At 29.4% G+C, this 17,153-nt stretch carries 14 protein-coding genes and 2 pseudogenes; 8 read left to right on the top strand and 8 right to left on the bottom strand.

The genetic code is table 11. From position 1 onward, the window contains the following. Positions 1 to 18 precede the first annotated feature (18 nt). Complete coding sequence (locus J3D55_RS18060; RefSeq protein WP_259132866.1) at positions 19 to 1,860, bottom strand: bifunctional lysophospholipid acyltransferase family protein/GNAT family N-acetyltransferase; 1,842 nt, start codon at positions 1,858 to 1,860, stop codon at positions 19 to 21. A gap of 24 nt (positions 1,861 to 1,884) precedes the next feature. Next, positions 1,885 to 3,124: pseudogene (locus tag J3D55_RS18055) on the bottom strand (aspartate kinase). A 314-nt stretch (positions 3,125 to 3,438) separates the two neighbouring features. On the opposite strand from J3D55_RS18055, the gene fbp reads away from it, so the two are divergent. Next, positions 3,439 to 4,455 (top strand): class 1 fructose-bisphosphatase, encoded by a 1,017-nt coding sequence (gene fbp, locus J3D55_RS18050; protein ID WP_259132865.1) that lies wholly within the window; start codon positions 3,439 to 3,441, stop codon positions 4,453 to 4,455. Continuing rightward, a pseudogene (locus J3D55_RS18045) lies at positions 4,456 to 5,461 on the top strand (o-succinylbenzoate synthase). 2 nt (positions 5,462 to 5,463) lie between these two features. Here the strand turns inward: J3D55_RS18045 and J3D55_RS18040 are convergent. Both J3D55_RS18040 and J3D55_RS18035 read right to left on the bottom strand, forming a co-directional pair. Then, complete coding sequence (locus tag J3D55_RS18040; protein ID WP_259132864.1) at positions 5,464 to 5,616, bottom strand: bacteriocin-like protein; 153 nt, start codon at positions 5,614 to 5,616, stop codon at positions 5,464 to 5,466. A gap of 411 nt (positions 5,617 to 6,027) precedes the next feature. Next, entirely contained in the window at positions 6,028 to 7,161 is a 1,134-nt protein-coding gene (locus J3D55_RS18035) for an alpha/beta hydrolase (protein WP_259132863.1), read from the bottom strand. Between the two features lie 794 nt (positions 7,162 to 7,955). On the opposite strand from J3D55_RS18035, the gene J3D55_RS22600 reads away from it, so the two are divergent. The 3 genes from J3D55_RS22600 (at position 7,956) to J3D55_RS18025 (ending at position 9,496) form a co-directional block, all read left to right on the top strand. Further along, positions 7,956 to 8,627: an IS1595 family transposase gene (locus tag J3D55_RS22600; RefSeq protein ID WP_374759509.1), complete on the top strand. Its 672-nt coding sequence runs from the start codon at positions 7,956 to 7,958 to the stop codon at positions 8,625 to 8,627. Beyond that, a complete protein-coding gene (locus J3D55_RS22595) occupies positions 8,530 to 8,928 on the top strand; it encodes an IS1595 family transposase (RefSeq protein ID WP_374759508.1) in 399 nt (132 codons plus the stop codon). The genes J3D55_RS22600 and J3D55_RS22595 overlap by 98 nt, the downstream gene beginning before the upstream one ends. 79 nt (positions 8,929 to 9,007) lie before the next feature. Continuing rightward, positions 9,008 to 9,496, top strand: coding sequence for a hypothetical protein (locus J3D55_RS18025; protein ID WP_259132862.1), 489 nt, complete (start codon positions 9,008 to 9,010; stop codon positions 9,494 to 9,496). 40 nt (positions 9,497 to 9,536) lie between these two features. On the opposite strand, the gene J3D55_RS18020 is transcribed toward J3D55_RS18025, so the two are convergent. From J3D55_RS18020 to J3D55_RS18005, 4 genes are all read right to left on the bottom strand, one after another. Continuing rightward, positions 9,537 to 10,442: a hypothetical protein gene (locus J3D55_RS18020; protein ID WP_259132861.1), complete on the bottom strand. Its 906-nt coding sequence runs from the start codon at positions 10,440 to 10,442 to the stop codon at positions 9,537 to 9,539. A 326-nt stretch (positions 10,443 to 10,768) separates the two neighbouring features. After that, complete coding sequence (locus J3D55_RS18015; protein ID WP_259132860.1) at positions 10,769 to 11,008, bottom strand: hypothetical protein; 240 nt, start codon at positions 11,006 to 11,008, stop codon at positions 10,769 to 10,771. A gap of 11 nt (positions 11,009 to 11,019) precedes the next feature. Continuing rightward, positions 11,020 to 12,009, bottom strand: a complete 990-nt coding sequence (locus J3D55_RS18010) for an SDH family Clp fold serine proteinase (protein ID WP_259132859.1) — start codon at positions 12,007 to 12,009, stop codon at positions 11,020 to 11,022. Positions 12,010 to 12,204: 195 nt separating this feature from the next. Beyond that, on the bottom strand, positions 12,205 to 12,378 hold the full coding sequence (locus tag J3D55_RS18005; protein WP_259132858.1) for a hypothetical protein: 174 nt from the start codon (positions 12,376 to 12,378) through the stop codon (positions 12,205 to 12,207). Between the two features lie 116 nt (positions 12,379 to 12,494). On the opposite strand from J3D55_RS18005, the gene J3D55_RS18000 reads away from it, so the two are divergent. From J3D55_RS18000 to J3D55_RS17990, 3 genes are all read left to right on the top strand, one after another. Beyond that, positions 12,495 to 13,172 carry a hypothetical protein gene (locus tag J3D55_RS18000; protein WP_259132857.1) on the top strand — a complete coding sequence of 226 codons (678 nt, stop codon included), beginning with the start codon at positions 12,495 to 12,497 and terminating at the stop codon, positions 13,170 to 13,172. Positions 13,173 to 13,212: 40 nt separating this feature from the next. Then, a complete protein-coding gene (locus J3D55_RS17995) occupies positions 13,213 to 14,487 on the top strand; it encodes an AbiH family protein (RefSeq protein WP_259132856.1) in 1,275 nt (424 codons plus the stop codon). Between the two features lie 92 nt (positions 14,488 to 14,579). Beyond that, positions 14,580 to 17,114, top strand: a complete 2,535-nt coding sequence (locus tag J3D55_RS17990) for a polysaccharide biosynthesis protein (protein WP_259132855.1) — start codon at positions 14,580 to 14,582, stop codon at positions 17,112 to 17,114. The last annotated feature ends 39 nt before the right edge of the window (positions 17,115 to 17,153 follow it).

Below are 17,153 nucleotides of genomic sequence, written 5' to 3'. Positions count from 1 at the left end.
TTTACCAAAACTTAAAACCTATTGATTTTCAGTCGAATTATTTTCCTGTTCCTTTCTTATTTGCTCGCTCATTTCCTCTAATACAGGTTTTATCGTGCTTTCAGGAAGATCGCTTATTCGGATATACATCAGTCCGTCGATCGCATCATTGAAATTTGGATCGACATTAAAGGCAATAACCTTTGCGTTTTGCTTGATATATTTTTTAATTAAAACAGGTAATCTTAGTTCCGGTTCAAGATCATCGATGATTTTATCTAATTTATTTAAATCGGATTCCATTTCCTCAAAGAATAAATTTTTATCTCTTTCACGAAGTTTTACCTTGTATTCATTTCTCGGTGTAATGTATTGAGCAACAGCAGAATCGTAGTAATTCGAACGCATAAACTCAATCATTAAAGATTTTGAAAACTCGGAGAACTTGTTGGAAATACTTACACCTCCCATTAAAAATTTATGATCAGGATTTCTTAAGCAAACGTGAACAATTCCTCTCCATAAAAGGAAAAGCGGAAGCGGTTTCTGTTGATATTCTTCACAAATATAAGCTCGTCCCATCTCGATTACTTTTTTGAAGAAAGGATGAATATCCTGTTCAAATTCAAATAGAGAACTTGTGTAGAAGCCTTTAATTCCAGACTTTTTCATGACTTCTTTACCTAAAGCCATTCTGTAAGCTCCAGCCAATTTCTGTGCAGCACTATCCCAAAGGAAAAGGTGATGGTAATGTTTATCGTATTCATCAAGGTCGAAAGGAAGATTGCTTCCTTCACCAACAGCACGGAATGTAAGCTCTCTTTGACGCCCGATTTCCCTCATAATAGAAGGAATTTCTTCATACGCCGTAAAATAAACTTCGTAATTTCCGTTACTGAAAAACATTTTATCTGTGCCTTTCAATTTGTTGATGTCCTTTAAAATATCTTCTTTCGGAGTTTCATCAATAATATTCTGAACAATATTTTCTTCTTTAAGCAAAGGAAATTTTACCGATAAATTCTGAAGATTAATGCTTTGAGCAAGGGATTTTCTTTTTTCGTAGTAAGATTTCATCATGTAAACCTTACGTTTCAAAAATTCGCCTAGTTCTTCAATGGTTTCCATGTCGTCCATTGCTTTTACGGCAATAGTTTTTCCTATTCTTACCCGAATTGGCTTTTCCCTGTCATTCATCATTTCTGCAGGAAGCATCAATGTCTGTAAATTGGGATGGATTTTTGAAACCTGATAAAATAAACGGCTGTTTTTTGCATGAAAATACATAGGAACGACCGGCACTTTTGCCATTTTTATCAGCTTAAGAGCCGGTTTTTCCCATTCTTTATCTAAAATTTCTCCGTAAGGATTGTTCTTGTTAGAAACTTCTCCTGCCGGGAAAATACCTACACAACCTCCGTTTTGCAAATGCTTCAGCGTTTCGCGCATTCCGGATGAGCTGCTGTAGACTCCTTTTCTGTTTTCAAAAGGATTTACAGAAATTACGAACGGTTCCATCGGTTTGATTTTTTCCAGAAGGAAATTACCCATCACCTTGAAATCCGGACGCACTTCTGATAAGATTTTGCACATCAAAATCCCGTCAATCGCTCCCAGCGGATGATTCGAAACCAAAATAAACGGTCCCGTTTTTGGGATTTTTGCCAAATCTTCTTCAAAAGCTACATAGCTTAAGTTTCTCTCTCTTACAAATGAGTCGAAAAAGTCTTTACCTTCCTTATTTTTTAGCTTGTCATAGAGTCTGTTTACTTCATTTATTTTAGCAATGCTCATAACAGCAGATGCTACAGGATTCTTAAGAAATCCTATTTTATTTAAGCCGGAAGCTTTAATTAGATCGTTTTTCGAAATTAAACTCATATTGTGTTTACTCGCAATTAGTTTTTATTGTGTTACCATTTGAAGCGTATTCTTCGAAATCTGTTCCAATAATACACTTTTTTCTTGGTAAAATTTGTCAATGTTCTCCATCTTTGCATTTCTTACCGTAAATAAAGATACATTTTTTACAACTTCTGTTTTAAATACTTTCTGCAAATCTTCATTAAGTTCATCCACTGTGTTGTATTTATCTTCCAAACATAAAGCTAGTGAAATTGCTGAATTCTGCATCAAAGAAACTTTAATTTTATACTTAGATAAATGTCCGAAAACTAAACTCATGTGATCTTCTGCGATGAAGGAGAAGTCTCTGGTTGAGATTTTCAGCAATGTTTGATTTTCTTTTAAAATATAAGATTCTTCACTTTGATTTTTTTCTGAAGCACCTACTTTTGTTCCTTCTTTTGTAGGATCTACGAAAGATTTTACATAAAAAGGAATGTTTTTCTGCTGAAGCGGCTGCAATGTTTTCGGGTGAATAACACTTGCTCCGTAATACGCCATTTCAATAGCCTCTTCATAAGAAATATTCGAAAGAAGGGTTACATCCTGGAATTTTCTTGGATCTCCCGTCATTACTCCCGGAACGTCTTTCCAGATGGTCATCGCGTCTGCATTTAAACAATACGCAAAAATCGCAGCCGAATAATCCGAACCTTCTCTTCCTAAAGTTACTGTAAAATTATTTTCATCGGAAACCAATAAAACCTTGGGTAACGTAGCAGATTTCTTTATTTAAATTAGAAATAAATTCTTCCGTTTTTGCCCAGTCTACAATGCCTTCTCTGTAAGAATTGTCAGTTTTTACATAATCTCTTGCGTCTAGCCATTGATTGGTAAACTGAATTTCGTTTAAATATTCGCTTAAAATTTTAGTGGAAATCATTTCCCCACAACTCACCACCTGATCGTAAACAAAACTATAATTCGGAGATTTGTTTCGTCTTAAAAAAGAGTCGATATCATCGAAAAACAAATTGATTTCTGCAAAAACCGCATGATTTTCGGGAAATAATCCGTTTGCTATTTCGATGTGTTTTCGTTTTATCTTTTCAATCTCAGTTTGATAATTATCCTTCTTGAAATAAAGTTCTACCACTTTTTCCAACTCATTAGTCGTTTTGCCCATTGCTGAAATTACCAGCAAACATTTAGCAAATCCCTGGCTTTTTAGAACCATGGATACATTTTTTACGCTTTCAGCATCTTTTACCGATGCTCCACCAAACTTGAAAATTTTCATTAAATTGTTAATAATAAAATTGTTAGATAAAAAATTGGGGGAATATTTTACGGGTGTCAAAATTATAAATTTACAACGAGATATGAAATAGGCGAATTATGAGATGGGCTTAAGATTTTATTAAAATCAGTAAATAGTTTAAATTTTTCAGATTGCTGCAACAAATCGGGAGGTGTTTTCATAAAAAAAAATTAAGTACACCGATGAGTTGGTCTTGTATGATGTTGATTGATAGATGATAAAGTGATTTAAAAGAAAACCTTTCCTTATGTGATAAATTTTACGAAATTTGGGGAAAACGTAAAAAGAAAAATATGTCAGATCAGCCATTACAAACTCTAGGAGAATTTCTTATTGATAAACAGGATGATTTCCAATATTCTACAGGCGAATTCTCTCGCCTTCTGAGTGCAATAAGATTAGCTTCAAAAGTTGTAAACAGGGAAGTGAACAAAGCCGGAATTGCAGATATTATCGGGAAAGCCGGTAACGAAAATATTCAGGGTGAAGAGCAACAAAAACTTGATGTGATTGCCAACGATATTTTTATTACTGCATTATCCCAAAGAGAGGTGGTTTGTGGTATTGCTTCCGAAGAAAATGATGATTTTATTGACATTAAATGTGGTGAAAACGGTCATTTAAGTAAATATGTTGTATTAATCGATCCTCTGGACGGTTCTTCAAATATCGACGTCAACGTTTCTGTAGGAACGATTTTCTCAATCTACAGAAGAGTTTCAGAGCCTGGAACTCCGGTTCAGTTAGAAGATTTCTTACAAAAAGGAGTTAACCAGATTGCTGCAGGATATGTGATTTACGGTTCGTCAACTATGATTGTTTATACGACAGGAAACGGTGTGAACGGATTTACCTTGGATCCTTCTTTGGGAACATATTATCTTTCTCATCCGAATATGCAGTTTCCGAAAACAGGAAAAATTTATTCTATTAATGAAGGAAATTATATCAAATTCCCTCAAGGAGTAAAAAATTACCTTAAATATTGCCAGATGGAAGAAGGCGACAGACCTTATACTTCAAGATATATTGGTTCGTTGGTTGCAGATTTTCATAGAAATATGCTGAAAGGCGGGATTTATATTTATCCATCTTATTCACAATCTCCAAACGGAAAATTAAGATTATTATACGAATGCAATCCTATGGCTTTCTTAGCTGAACAAGCTGGAGGAAAGGCAACTGACGGTTTCAGAAGAATTCTGGAAATTGAACCGACAGAATTGCACCAAAGAATTCCTTTCTTCTGCGGAAGCGTCAATATGGTGGAAAAAGCAGAAGAATTTATGCGAATAGACAGCGTAAAATAAATGAAAGCAGAATATTCAAGATATTTATTAGAATTCAAGCGCCCGAGTGGAACATCTCGCGGCGTTTTGCATGAAAAAGAGACTTTCTTTCTTGAAATTTCAGAAGATGGAAAAAAAGGAAGAGGAGAGTGTGCGGTTTTCAGAGGATTAAGTTTTGATGACAGACCAGATTATGAAGAAAAACTACAATGGCTTTGCGAAAATATTCAACAGGATTCTGAGTTTTTGAAAGAGGAATTAAAAGAATTTCCATCGATTTGGTTTGGATATGAACAGGCTGTTTTAAATTTAAAAAATGGCGTGAATCTTTATTTTCCAAGTGAATTTACAGAAGGGGAAAATCCAATAAGGATCAACGGTTTGATCTGGATGGGCGATATTAATTATATGGAAGAACAGATTCAGGAGAAACTGGAAAAAGGCTTTCATTGTATTAAATTAAAAATCGGGGTCGACTGGAAATCTGAGCATGCAGTTCTTCAAAAATTAAGGCAGAAATTTTCAAAAGAAGCGTTGGAAACTTCGTGTTGATGCGAATGGAGGTTTTAATAAAGAAGAAGCTAAAGTTGTTTTAGGGCAATTGGCAGATTTGCATATTCACTCGATTGAGCAACCTATTAAAGCCGGAAATTGGAATGATATGGCAGAATTATGTGCCGAAACTCCCACACCGATTGCTTTGGATGAAGAATTAATAGGAATTATTGACTTTCAGGAAAAGAAAAAATTACTGGAGATAATAAACCCCCAATATATTATTCTTAAACCATCTTTGGTAGGCGGTTTTGCAGGTTCTGATGAATGGATTTCTCTTGCCGAAGAACAAAATATCGGTTGGTGGATCACTTCTGCTTTAGAAAGCAATATTGGTCTGAATGCGATCGCACAATATACTTTTACCAAAAGAAATCCGATGCCGCAAGGTTTGGGCACCGGATCATTATTTGTCAATAATTTTGAATCAAATTTAGATTTGAAAGGCGAATTATTGTACTTTAAAAAATAAATCTACGGAGTAGGGCATGTTGGATTGTTCTGATGTTCAGCATCCCACGCTCTGCAACATCTTGCAGCCGGATTCCAGTTGTTGCATCCAAGAGGTGCAGATCCTCCTTTAATTGTTTTTAATGCACTTTTCTGAAGCTTTTTTAGATTTTTCATAATATTTAGTTTTGATTGGTAATGTAAATATGAATCTCTTTTTTGTAGTATGCAATATTTTTAACTTATATTAACACACGTTAAAGTGAATTAATTTGAAAATAAATAAAAAAAATCCTGCAAAGTTTAAGACAACTCTGAAGTAATTTAATAGATAATAAAATGTTTGAAATAGTAATTTATACGATCGAATAGTTTTGTTTTAATTATTGTTAATCAATGAGTTATTAAATTACGTCTTTTGCGAATATCACTTTTTTGATGTAATCTAATAGATAAGAAAACTTCTTTTTAACTTTTTTCATGATATAAAAATTAAGAGTTATCCTAGGACTTTACAATCCTTATGCCATAATCTGACAAGGGGTAAAACTTAGCATTATTAGTTTTGGTAAATTTAATCATAAATAATTATGAAGAAGCAATTGTGAATATATTTTCATTGTTTTTAATTCTGTTGCTGATAAGATTCCTATCCACACCATATAAATTTTGGAAAATATCATTCTGAACCATCGAACTTGAAAGATATCCCCAATGATTTCCAATTTCATATTTGAAGCTGTTCAAAATATCATCTTCCACAAAAGTACAGTCGATAATCGAGACAATATCTTTGAATTTTTCAATGTCACCCGGTCCATGTTTTCCTAATCTTGGAGTCAAAATATTTTTCGTAAACTGAGAAATTCCGAGGATGGTGTCTTTTCGGTTTAGATAAATGGATACTCTGTTTGCCAACAAAGGAAGCTTATTAAATGAGTCTTCCGAATCGTCAAAAACTTTGTATGTAACATCAGAATTCAACAATAAAACCTGATCGATTACTCTTAGAATATTCTCTTTTTTCAAGCTGTACAACATGCTTTGTAGAACCCGATTCCCCATCGAATGTGCCATCAAATGAATTCTCTGATTACAAGGAATTAAATCTTTATTCGAAAAAATATCCTTCAGAAATTGAGTGTAAAAATAAAACAGTCTCATCAACGAATTCCCAGAATTGATGCTTGCAGCTTTATCATCAAAATAAGTTAACGGAACGATGCTGCTCGAAGCCGGCCAACTCACAAATAAAATATGCTCAACAGGCGATTTTGGATTATCAATAAACAGTTTTTTGAGATCAAGAATAGCTTTCAGTTCATCATCAAAATCATAGGCATACCCATGAATAAATATCAAAACATCGCTTCTGTCTTTTGCAGAAGACATATTTTTATACAATTCATAAAACATTCTTTGGCTTCCGCCAAGGTTATTGGCAGTTAAGGTTGATTTTTTAACTCCTTTTTCACTGAGCAAAACATCCAAAACATCTTGATAGCCTTGTTTTTCAGGTTCGGAAAAGAGTTTGTAATTGAGAATATTTCGATTGGTATATTCTTTTTTCTTTTTAACCGCTGTAGTAGGCTCTTTGTAATTATCAAAATCACATTTTGCAATCCTGAAATTCGGAATAGAGTACTCATCGTTTGAAAAAGAATCTACCTTTTCACCTTTATGGCGGATGATTTTCCGGTTGCTTAAAATATATACTCCCATGGTTTAGTTTCTGGAGGTTAAGTTAAATAATTTTATTTATTAGTTGATATTAAAATTGCTTAAAGAGAAATCTCAAAAAAATACCTCTTTTGTGTAATATGAAGTGTATATTTTTTTGAATACCTTTAATATCAATTAGTAACCAAAATGTTATGACATGAAAAACGAAATTAAACAATTCTTTACGGGATAAATTGTACTCAATTCTTAAAGCTTTAAAAAGTAATTAATCTGAGTTTGCCCACTAAGTAAACCATAAAAATTTTGGTTTGCTTACATACTTCTATAAAAATATTAAACATGATAATTTGATTTATTAACCCAAAAACTAATACCTATGAAAACCTTCTACTTTTATTTAGACAGAATTTTCGATACAATTAAAACAAATGGAGTTTATATTTTCCTTTCTGTTTTCTTTGTTTTTTTGTTATTCATTGTTTCAGATGTCACTAATGATTTTATGTATGCATTAATAGACAAAGGAAATTTGCCCAATGTTTTTTACATTTTTGTCTCCTTTGTTTTAATGGCACTTTCACTGTGGGTGATTCCTGCTTTTTTTATAAAATTATAGATAATAATATACTAGTTAATACCAAATAATTAAACAACATCTCAAAACTTAGACAGCATCAATCTTTTGATGCTGTTTTTTTTATCTGAAATCACTAAACAATAACTTGTAATTAACTGACAATCAAACTAAAAACAAGACAAAAATCATAAAAATTTGTTCATCAGCATTGTTCAGCCTCGATCTTTTTTATTAATTTTATATATAACTAATAAATATGAGATATCAAGGCATAATAAAAATTTTTAATCTTGGAATTTCTTCAGATAATTCTTCTATAACTAATATGATGGAGTCATTAAATACAGAACAAAAATGCAGAGAATATCTTGAAGAATTGCTTTGGAATGGTGACCCAATATGTACTAATTGTGACAGTGAACGAGAAGATCATTACAAATTAAAAAAGGACGGTGAATTCAATGGTATTTATAAATGTAAAGATTGTAGAAGAAATTTCAATGTGAAAATTGGAACTATGTTTGAAAACTCTGCAATCTCACTTAGAAAATGGTTTTACGCAATCTATATTTTTACATCACACAAAAAAGGTATTAGTAGTCATCAACTTGCAAGAGATATTGGTGTAACTCAAAAAACTGCATGGTTCATGCTTTCAAGAATAAGACATTCTTTAAGTTCTGAAAAAATAAATAAATTTGATGGGGTTACACAGGTGGATGAAACATTCGTAGGAGGAAAAAATCATAAAAAATCATGGCAAAAAAGAGTAGAAAATACTCAGGGAAGAAGTACTAAAACAAAAGCTGTTGTATTTGGCTTACTTAGTAATGGAAAAGTATCCACAGAAATCGTTCCTAACACAAAAGGGAAAACTCTTACAACGATTATTAAAAACATGGTCAAAAGAGGTTTCTATTGTGGTTAGTGATGGTTGGAAAGGTTATTCACAAGTACACAAACATTACGAACATAAAAGTATACCTCACACTAAAGGTCAATATGTCAAAGACAATTATCATACTAATAGTATTGAAGGATTTTGGAGTTTACTAAAACGAGGAATTCTTGGTATTTATCATTCAGTAAGTCCAAAACATTTACAACTTTACTGTGATGAATTTTCCTTTAGATATAATACTAAAGATTTTGATGAAGGTAACCGATTTAATTTTGCTTTATATTGTGCATTTGAGGGACGACTTACTTATGAGGAGCTGATATCATAATAATTATATAAAGTTGTTTAACTTTTGATTTACTAGTTTAATTATACTTACTTAGGTTTAATTAATTAAACTTAACATTATGTCTAAATTATTATTTGTTATCAAAATAAACAGTCGTTTTTTAAAATATAGATTTATTCTTTGTGGCATTAAATTAAAGAAAAGAATATGTAACTTTATTCAATATATAAAAGAAATGGCAATTGTTGAATTCACAAAAGATATAATTTTAAAAAAATCGAATACATATATAGGGGAACATTTTAATAATTATCCTGATAAAAGAGGTTTTTTGATTGAACCTCGTGGTGAAATTGAATATTTTAGCTATATAGATAAGTTATGTATAATTGCATATAAAGTATCTTATATGTCCAATATAGATTTTACACTTTTTATAAATGTAACAGATGAAAAATATTCGATAACTTTTTCCTCATTTGAAACAAAAAATATTATAAATGATAGTAATACTAGTTTAGCAATTTTCGAGTTTATAGAATCTTTTAAAAATCTTGATAGAAGTAATTGGCTTATGACATATGTTGAACTTGCTAAAGAAAAATAAAAGAGACTGACTTTATTAAATCAATCTCTCATTTAAATTATTACAATCCTAAAACTCCTGTAGAAGCACTTAAATAGTCAATAAATTCAGATGAAAATTTGTGGTAATTTTCTGTTGCATTTTGCAATTCTAATAATCCCCATAATTTATCAGTTAAATCCACTTCTTTTTTATTTAGAAGATTAGCTGATTTTGTTAAAGTTGTCCATGACGAAATATCCGCCTTAGACATTCTATTTCTTTGTACTCTATATAATCTTGCATAGTGATCAAATTTAGGAATGGTTGAGATGATTTGTTTTCGTATAGATTCCCGTTGTTCATACCAAGAATCAACTTTTTTCAAATATTCTTTGTCTTTTTGTAAAACATCAACCGTTGATAGGTTACATAAAATTCGATAATATTTAGTTTTAACATATATGGCTCCATCTATTTGAAAGGTTTTATATCCAATTGATTGCATAAATTCATCTATCATTTTCAATTCAGATGCATCTTTTTGAAGTTTTTCTTTTGCTTCATTCATACTTTTGAGAACATATGAGTTCATCAGATATAGTTTTTTGGTAGCATCATTTTCAACCAGTAAAATCTTACTATCTTTAATGTTATAATACCGCATAACTTCTTCACAGAGTTCGTATTTAAGAAAATGTCCTGGAACATCTTTATCATTAAACCCTAATTTATTTGAAATTACATTAAATGAACCCTTTAATTCATCAGATGCAATAGGTATTTCCTGATCAATCAAAAGCATGTAAGCATTTCTTGTTCCAGAGCTATCAGTTATTTGTTTGTATTCGACAGCTAATAATGCTTCATTTCTTTTTAGAGCTTTTTCATCAAAAGAAAATTTAGTTTGTCCTGATAAAGAAAGATTTGTTAGCATCAATAAAGAGCATGATGCTACTGTTTTGAATGTAGAAAATTCAAATTTCATTGTGTGGTAATTTAAGGTTTAACATAAAAATAAAGCGTGGACATTGTACCATGTCAACCTTAGGATTACCACACCCCAAAAAACAATGATACAAGCCACGCCAAAACAGGCGTACCTTATATACATTATTTGTCTTTTAAACATGAAGTTCTAAAACTTCATTTGTGGTAATTTAAGGTTGACAATAATGCAAATAGCACGATTTATTTTACATTCCTTTTTAGGAATGATTTTTATTTTTAATAATACAAATATAATAAAAATTATCTAGGCTAAAAAACGTAAAACCCTCTATTTTAGAGGGTTTTACGTTTATATTTAAAAAATTATTTATTTAAATTTGTATGAAATTTTAGATGATCTTTATTAATAGATTGATAATCACCAGTACTTACAATACGGATACCATATTGAAGCATATTACTGTTTTTACAGTTTGTAACATTTATTAAAGAATTGGTATTATTATCGATTGATAATACTTTTAAGCTAGTATTATTATTGAAATAATGTGGGTTTGAACCAGTTTCACTTGTTTTCAAATTTGTTACTTTAAAGTTTTCCATTATATTATGATTTAATTAGTTATAGTTTCATGTTTCCAACCTTCAAAAGTTCTATTGTCATTTAATAAGTGATTCGAAGCATTAATTGATAAAACACCTTCACTTAAAAAAACATCTGTACCTCCATCAATTGATTCAATAATTGCTCTTCTTAATGAATATTGAGTTGGATTTTGGTCATTAAGAAGAAAATGTGGTAAGTAGGGATTTCTTAATTGAAATTCATCTTCAATATCTAAATAAATTTCTTTTATTACTTGATATAGTTCATCGTTTGGTTTTTCAATATTTAAGCCCAATTCTTCCTTCGCTTCCTTTCTATTAATTGTATAATCATGACTACCAGAACCAGAGCATAAAAAATCAACAACCTTAGTTACATTTTCAGCCTCTATTTCATGTAATTTCAACAATTTCTCAGCTAACATTTTTATTTGAGCTTTTGATTTAAAAACATCTCCTAATGATAATGGATGTATATATTCTGTTAATTTTAAATAAATATCTTTTAGCTCTTTTTGATCAGTAATTTTTAAATCATTTTTAGCCATATCCAAATAACCATTCACATGTTCCACGCTAATTGGTATTTTAATGTTTTGTCCATTAATATTTATTTCTGGGTTCATATGTCCATTTGTACTTGGATCAATAGGACCTAATGTAGCCTGTTTTGTCATAACAATTCTATTTGTTCCTAAACCGATTAATGTTGCAGCACTTTGGCATTTAAAAGGAACAATAATTTCAAAATCTTTACAATAACTTCTTATTAGATTAACTAAATTCCAAGCAGATAAAATATTACCTCCTGTAGAATAAATAAATAAACTTATCTTATCAGATTTCTTAATTATATCTAAGTGATTTACAAATGGTGCTATTATATCAGACGCAATATTCGTTTCAGCATTCTGTCTATCGCTTGTAACATATACTAATAATTTTGAGTTTCTAAGAGTTTCTAATTTTTTGTAGTTTTCTAACCTTTGAGTTAACATAGTTTAATTAAGTTTTGTGCCTCAAATGTATAAATATTATTATTCAAAATATTATGGTTTCCCGTAAATATATAAAATTTCAAAAACATATAGCATTAACTTGACAAAAATTTATAACTACAATTATAAAATATTTTAATTATCTCAATACAAAAATATTATAACAAAATGAAAGAAGCGTATGTTTTTAGCTTTTTAACCTGTCTTTTCATCATTTGGCTGACCTTTGAGAATATTTTCATTATTCTCATTAGTCTTGTTAGTATCATTTTCGTCTTGATTCTCGTTAGTTTTTCCAGTATTTTCTTGAACCGGGATAATAGTTGGATTTTCTAAATTTTCTGCGATGAATTCTTTTAATGATTTCATAATAATTGAATTTAGGATATATATACAACTACGAGGATTGCTAACTAAAAACTTTCAAGTTGCTAATCAATTTTGTATATTGAAATCTTTAACTAATCATTTATTTAAAGTATAATATGGATATAAATTTAGTCCTTAGAAGCAAAATAGTTCATTGTTCACTAAATGTCGAAAATGCAATTAATGAGCTATTATTAAAATATCTTTTAATTACTGATAAATCTAGAACCAAAAATTTTGGAAATAGAGCAGGTATAAGTTTTAAAAATAAGATTGATTTACTTTTTGATATTGACGTATTTGATAAGGATGAATTATATATTGTTGAACTCTTAATGGTTTTTAGAAATAAATTCTTACATGATATAAAATATTCAAGTTTTACAATCTTATTAAATGATTTAGATGCATCAATAAGAAATAAATTCTTAAAATCATTTCTCAATGGAAATGATGAAAATGAAGAAGGCTACGAAAAATCATTTATGAATTTATATGAAAAAGTTGTAGAAATAATTAACAACAAAACAAAAGAAATAAATAGTTATTCAAATAAGAAAATTGAATTCTTAAAGTTTCAAAATTATTTTTTAAGTACTCTTATCAATGAATCGTTAGATTTAAGCGGTGATTTAAATAATATAATAGCAGAAGTTGAAGATGTCGGTCTAAAAAACCAAATACAACAGAGAATTGCACAATTTGAAGGTAAAATCAACTATAAAGAAAATATTGAGAAATTTAATAGTCATCTGAATGATAATGTAATTAAATTGATGTTGAAAATAGATTAAAGTATATTATATATCATTATCTTAAGAAAAACTAATACATATGAATCGAATAATATTAATTGGGAATGGCTTTGATTTAGCTCATGGAATGAAGACGAGTTATGGGAATTTTATAGATGATTATTGGGAAAATGCAATTGAAAAAATTAGAGCAAAACCTGATTGGGAAAATGGTTTTGAAAATAATGAATTTTATGTGCAACCTCTTCCAGTAAGTTGGGATGGCAATAATGATTATGAAGGATTGAAAGACAATTTAAATAACATTAATACTAATCTAAACTTTACCAATGAATTTTTCGAAATTCTCAATAGAAATAAATCTTCACAAAATTGGGTAGATATTGAAAATGATTATTACTTTTTATTAAAAAACTGTTATAAAAAACCTTCAAGATACACGATAGCAAAACTAAATGAAGAATTTGCTAATATTGAATCTTTATTAGAAAAATATCTAACAAAAGTTCAGCAAGAATTTTTAAAAAGTTTCCCTATTACGGCTGAAGAAATGAGTTTTGAACGATCAATTTATAATGTAATATATTCAGATTTTAATTTCAGAGATTTTTCAGAATCGTCAATTAATCAATTAACTGAGTTTGAATTTCAAAGGGTTAATAATCATATTAAAGATATTGAAGAAGAGAATGTATCATTTTCAGATTTTGACTTATCCGAAAGAGATTTACGACTTTATAAAATTTTGGTAGGGATTAAAGATAAACGACAAAAGATAAAAAAATTACTAACCTCAGAAACCGCACCAAATTATTTTCGACATAGACCACAAGATGTATTGTTTGTAAGCTTTAATTATACATCAACTGAAACACATTATCATAACCCTCCAACGGATAGTGAATTTGGTAATGATATTTCTACTGATATTATTCATATTCACGGTGTGCTAAATAACAAAACAGATAATAAAGTAATCTTTGGTTTTGGAGATGAAATTGATAAAGATTATTTGGAAATTGAAAACCTTAATGATAATGAATATTTGCAGAATATCAAATCAATGAAATATCTTGAAAGTGATTCTTATAAAAGATTGTTAGAATTTATAAATTCAAATAACTATCAAGTATTTATATTTGGTCATTCATGCGGTATTTCAGATAGAACTTTATTGAACACCCTATTTGAACATAAAAATTGTAGTTCAATAAAACCATATTATCGTCAAAAAGCTGATGGTTCTGATAATTATAGCGAAATGATAAGAAATATTTCAAGAAATTTCACTGATAAAGCTTCAATGAGAGACAAAGTAGTAAATAAGAAATATACAGATGCATTATTTAGATAGTAAAATGGAGAACGAAATGTTCTCCATTATTATTAGTTGTAATGTTGTTTAATTAATTTGGTATTAACTAGTATATTATTATCAAATTATATTTGGGGTCAAAGGCGAGTCATTCAGATGTTTTATTCTATTATCAAAATTTTGAAGATATATATAATGGAAAGAAAAATGATAAAAAAAACCAAATTCCTATAAGGTATTTGGCCATCGCACCTTGGGTAGTTTATACTGTAACGTTGGTGGCATGTTTAATTGATGTATTATATAGTGGTATTTCTCCTTGGCTTATCTTTGGAATACTTACAATACTCTCTTTTTTTATTTTATATTTTCTAAATAAGAAATTCCAAAAAATTTATGATTTCTTTAATAAGAATAAACAAAGAAAAGACTTACTTAAAATAGTTTTAGGAGTATCATTATTAATTATTCTGTCCCCATTAGTTGTTTCAACAACAGGTTTGATTAAATATCCACAAATTGAGTCAAGTGAAATTGATAATTTCTACAATATATTTTTAGTCTTCTTGATTTTTTATAATGTTTTAGGAATAATTCTTATGTTTTTATATTTAGTTCATAAAGAAAATGAAACTGAAGATGCGGAAAGTAATTATAATTTTAGTTTTAAACTTCACAAAGCTACAATTGCTTTAAGTACCTTACTTGTGGTATGCTTTTGTGCTTTAAGTTTAATTTTTAAACTTATTTGGATCTCCCCCACAGTAATATTAGTTGTTCTTTCAACATTTTTTATTCTGATTTTTGAATTATTATATACAACTCCCAGGATCATAGTTATTATTGATCATTATAAGACTGCAAAGTATACTGGTAAATATGATAAATTACGATATGTTTTTTATTTAGTTTTAGTAATTATTGTAGCAAGATTTGTTTTCATGAAGGAGAAAACTATTTATTTGAGAGAATATGCTAAAAATTCACAAAAAATTATCACGCGTAATTATGATAATAGAGTAACATTGGATGATTATTTTATAAAATGGTTAGAAGTAAATCATAAAATTAGTGAGAAAAATGATGAAACAATTGATGTGGTTCTTATTTCCGGGCAGGGAGGTGGGTCAAAAGCTGGAAGTTGGATTCTTGCCAATCTTCTAAATGTGGAAGCTACCAATCCACAATTTTATAAAAATATTTTTAGTTTTTCCACGGTATCAGGTTCATCAAATGGAGCTAATTTTTATTTTGCTCTGAAAACTAAAAATATTTTATCAGATAAGTCCTATCTGAAAAGAGGAAACTTAATAAGTGACATTTATAATAAAAATTATTTTAGCAGTAATTTTTTAGGTTTGATGTTTTCAGATTATTTTGTAAATCCTATAGCTAAAGAAATGTCGGGAGATAATATTGATCGAAATTATATTTTACAAAAAGAAGAAAAAAATGCATTATTATCTTCAGTTAAATCCTTAGGTTTTAATAAAGAAAAGGAAATTGAAGATTATTTTAATCAAAACTATCTTAGTATATGGTATAATAATGATAAGAAAAAAGTAGATCTGCTTAATCCTCTGTTTTTTATAAATTCAGCGTGTTTGAATGAGGGACGGAAAGCTATCTTCTCCCCAGTGAAACTTGATAAACTGGATATGCGGGTGAAAGACATACTTAAAGAGTTTGAATCTAGTAAAGAAGCAAATGAAAGCTATATTCCGATTTCAGCTGCAGTTGCGCAAAGTCAGGCATTTCCGTTATTGAGTAACTATAATTATGTTCCTGAAACAGGATATTTAGGAGATGGTGGTTTTTATGAGAATACAGGAACATCTACAACTTTAGATGTTTACAAGAGATTAAAATACATTGCTAAAAATAATTATCCTAATAAAAAAATAAGATTTGTATTAATAAATTTCATTTCAGAAGAAGATGCAAAAAATAGTAAAAAAGAAAGAGGATTTCAAGAAAAATCTGCTCTATATCAAACCTTAAATCAAGCTTATAAAACACCATTTAATGGACATGCTACAGATGCATTGAACTTATTGAGAATTGAAGCTAAGAGAAATGGCGATCCTATAGTAGACATTGGGAACTCTGGTGAATTTGCTACTACACGATTAATGAGCAATAAGACCTTAGCTAAGATGCTTGTTAACAGTAATACTCCAGGAAAAGGTTCAAGCATAATTGTAGATCTTTTTAAATCTTTTGCACTGAAGGAAAACAAAAAACTTCTTTCCTATGAGAATCAGGCTCCAAATACTAAAGTTTCTATCGTTTATATTCAATATTCTAAGATTGAAAACAAAAAGCTTATACAAAATTTGAATTCCGAAATAAAAAATGAAATAAATAATGAAATAAATGGAAAAGAATATAAAGCGGTTGGTGATAGTAACTATATTTTTAGAGCTCCCGGAATTGAAAATGTTCCATCGTTTAAAGTTAATGAAATACGATATTTTCATACTAATGATCGGGGTATTGCAGAAAGATTAAGTGGAATACTAAAAAAGAGAGGAATTGTTTTAACCCCCAAAAAATTTGATTATAAAAGTTTTTCATCAGCCGTTCCTAAAGGACAATTAGAACTATGGATCGATAACGTAGGGAACTATGGAAAAAAATCTGAACAACCATCAGCAAAAAGATAATATCATTTCTAAAAAAGTTATCTCTAACCTAGATTTTTT

Source organism: Chryseobacterium ginsenosidimutans (genome assembly GCF_024807225.1).
GTDB lineage: Bacteria > Bacteroidota > Bacteroidia > Flavobacteriales > Weeksellaceae > Chryseobacterium > Chryseobacterium ginsenosidimutans.
The sequence above is the reverse complement of the archived record's forward strand: the minus strand, read 5'-3'. Positions and strand labels throughout refer to the sequence as shown.

Excerpts from the sequence above, each read along its gene's own strand:
- J3D55_RS18060 (WP_259132866.1), bottom strand. The coding sequence starts at position 1,860 with ATGAGTTTAATTTCGAAAAACGATCTAATTAAAGCTTCCGGCTTAAAT.
- fbp (WP_259132865.1), top strand. The coding sequence starts at position 3,439 with ATGTCAGATCAGCCATTACAAACTCTAGGAGAATTTCTTATTGATAAA.
- J3D55_RS18040 (WP_259132864.1), bottom strand. The coding sequence starts at position 5,616 with ATGAAAAATCTAAAAAAGCTTCAGAAAAGTGCATTAAAAACAATTAAA.
- J3D55_RS18035 (WP_259132863.1), bottom strand. The coding sequence starts at position 7,161 with ATGGGAGTATATATTTTAAGCAACCGGAAAATCATCCGCCATAAAGGT.
- J3D55_RS22600 (WP_374759509.1), top strand. The coding sequence starts at position 7,956 with ATGAGATATCAAGGCATAATAAAAATTTTTAATCTTGGAATTTCTTCA.
- J3D55_RS22595 (WP_374759508.1), top strand. The coding sequence starts at position 8,530 with ATGGAAAAGTATCCACAGAAATCGTTCCTAACACAAAAGGGAAAACTC.
- J3D55_RS18025 (WP_259132862.1), top strand. The coding sequence starts at position 9,008 with ATGTCTAAATTATTATTTGTTATCAAAATAAACAGTCGTTTTTTAAAA.
- J3D55_RS18020 (WP_259132861.1), bottom strand. The coding sequence starts at position 10,442 with ATGAAATTTGAATTTTCTACATTCAAAACAGTAGCATCATGCTCTTTA.
- J3D55_RS18015 (WP_259132860.1), bottom strand. The coding sequence starts at position 11,008 with ATGGAAAACTTTAAAGTAACAAATTTGAAAACAAGTGAAACTGGTTCA.
- J3D55_RS18010 (WP_259132859.1), bottom strand. The coding sequence starts at position 12,009 with ATGTTAACTCAAAGGTTAGAAAACTACAAAAAATTAGAAACTCTTAGA.
- J3D55_RS18005 (WP_259132858.1), bottom strand. The coding sequence starts at position 12,378 with ATGAAATCATTAAAAGAATTCATCGCAGAAAATTTAGAAAATCCAACT.
- J3D55_RS18000 (WP_259132857.1), top strand. The coding sequence starts at position 12,495 with ATGGATATAAATTTAGTCCTTAGAAGCAAAATAGTTCATTGTTCACTA.
- J3D55_RS17995 (WP_259132856.1), top strand. The coding sequence starts at position 13,213 with ATGAATCGAATAATATTAATTGGGAATGGCTTTGATTTAGCTCATGGA.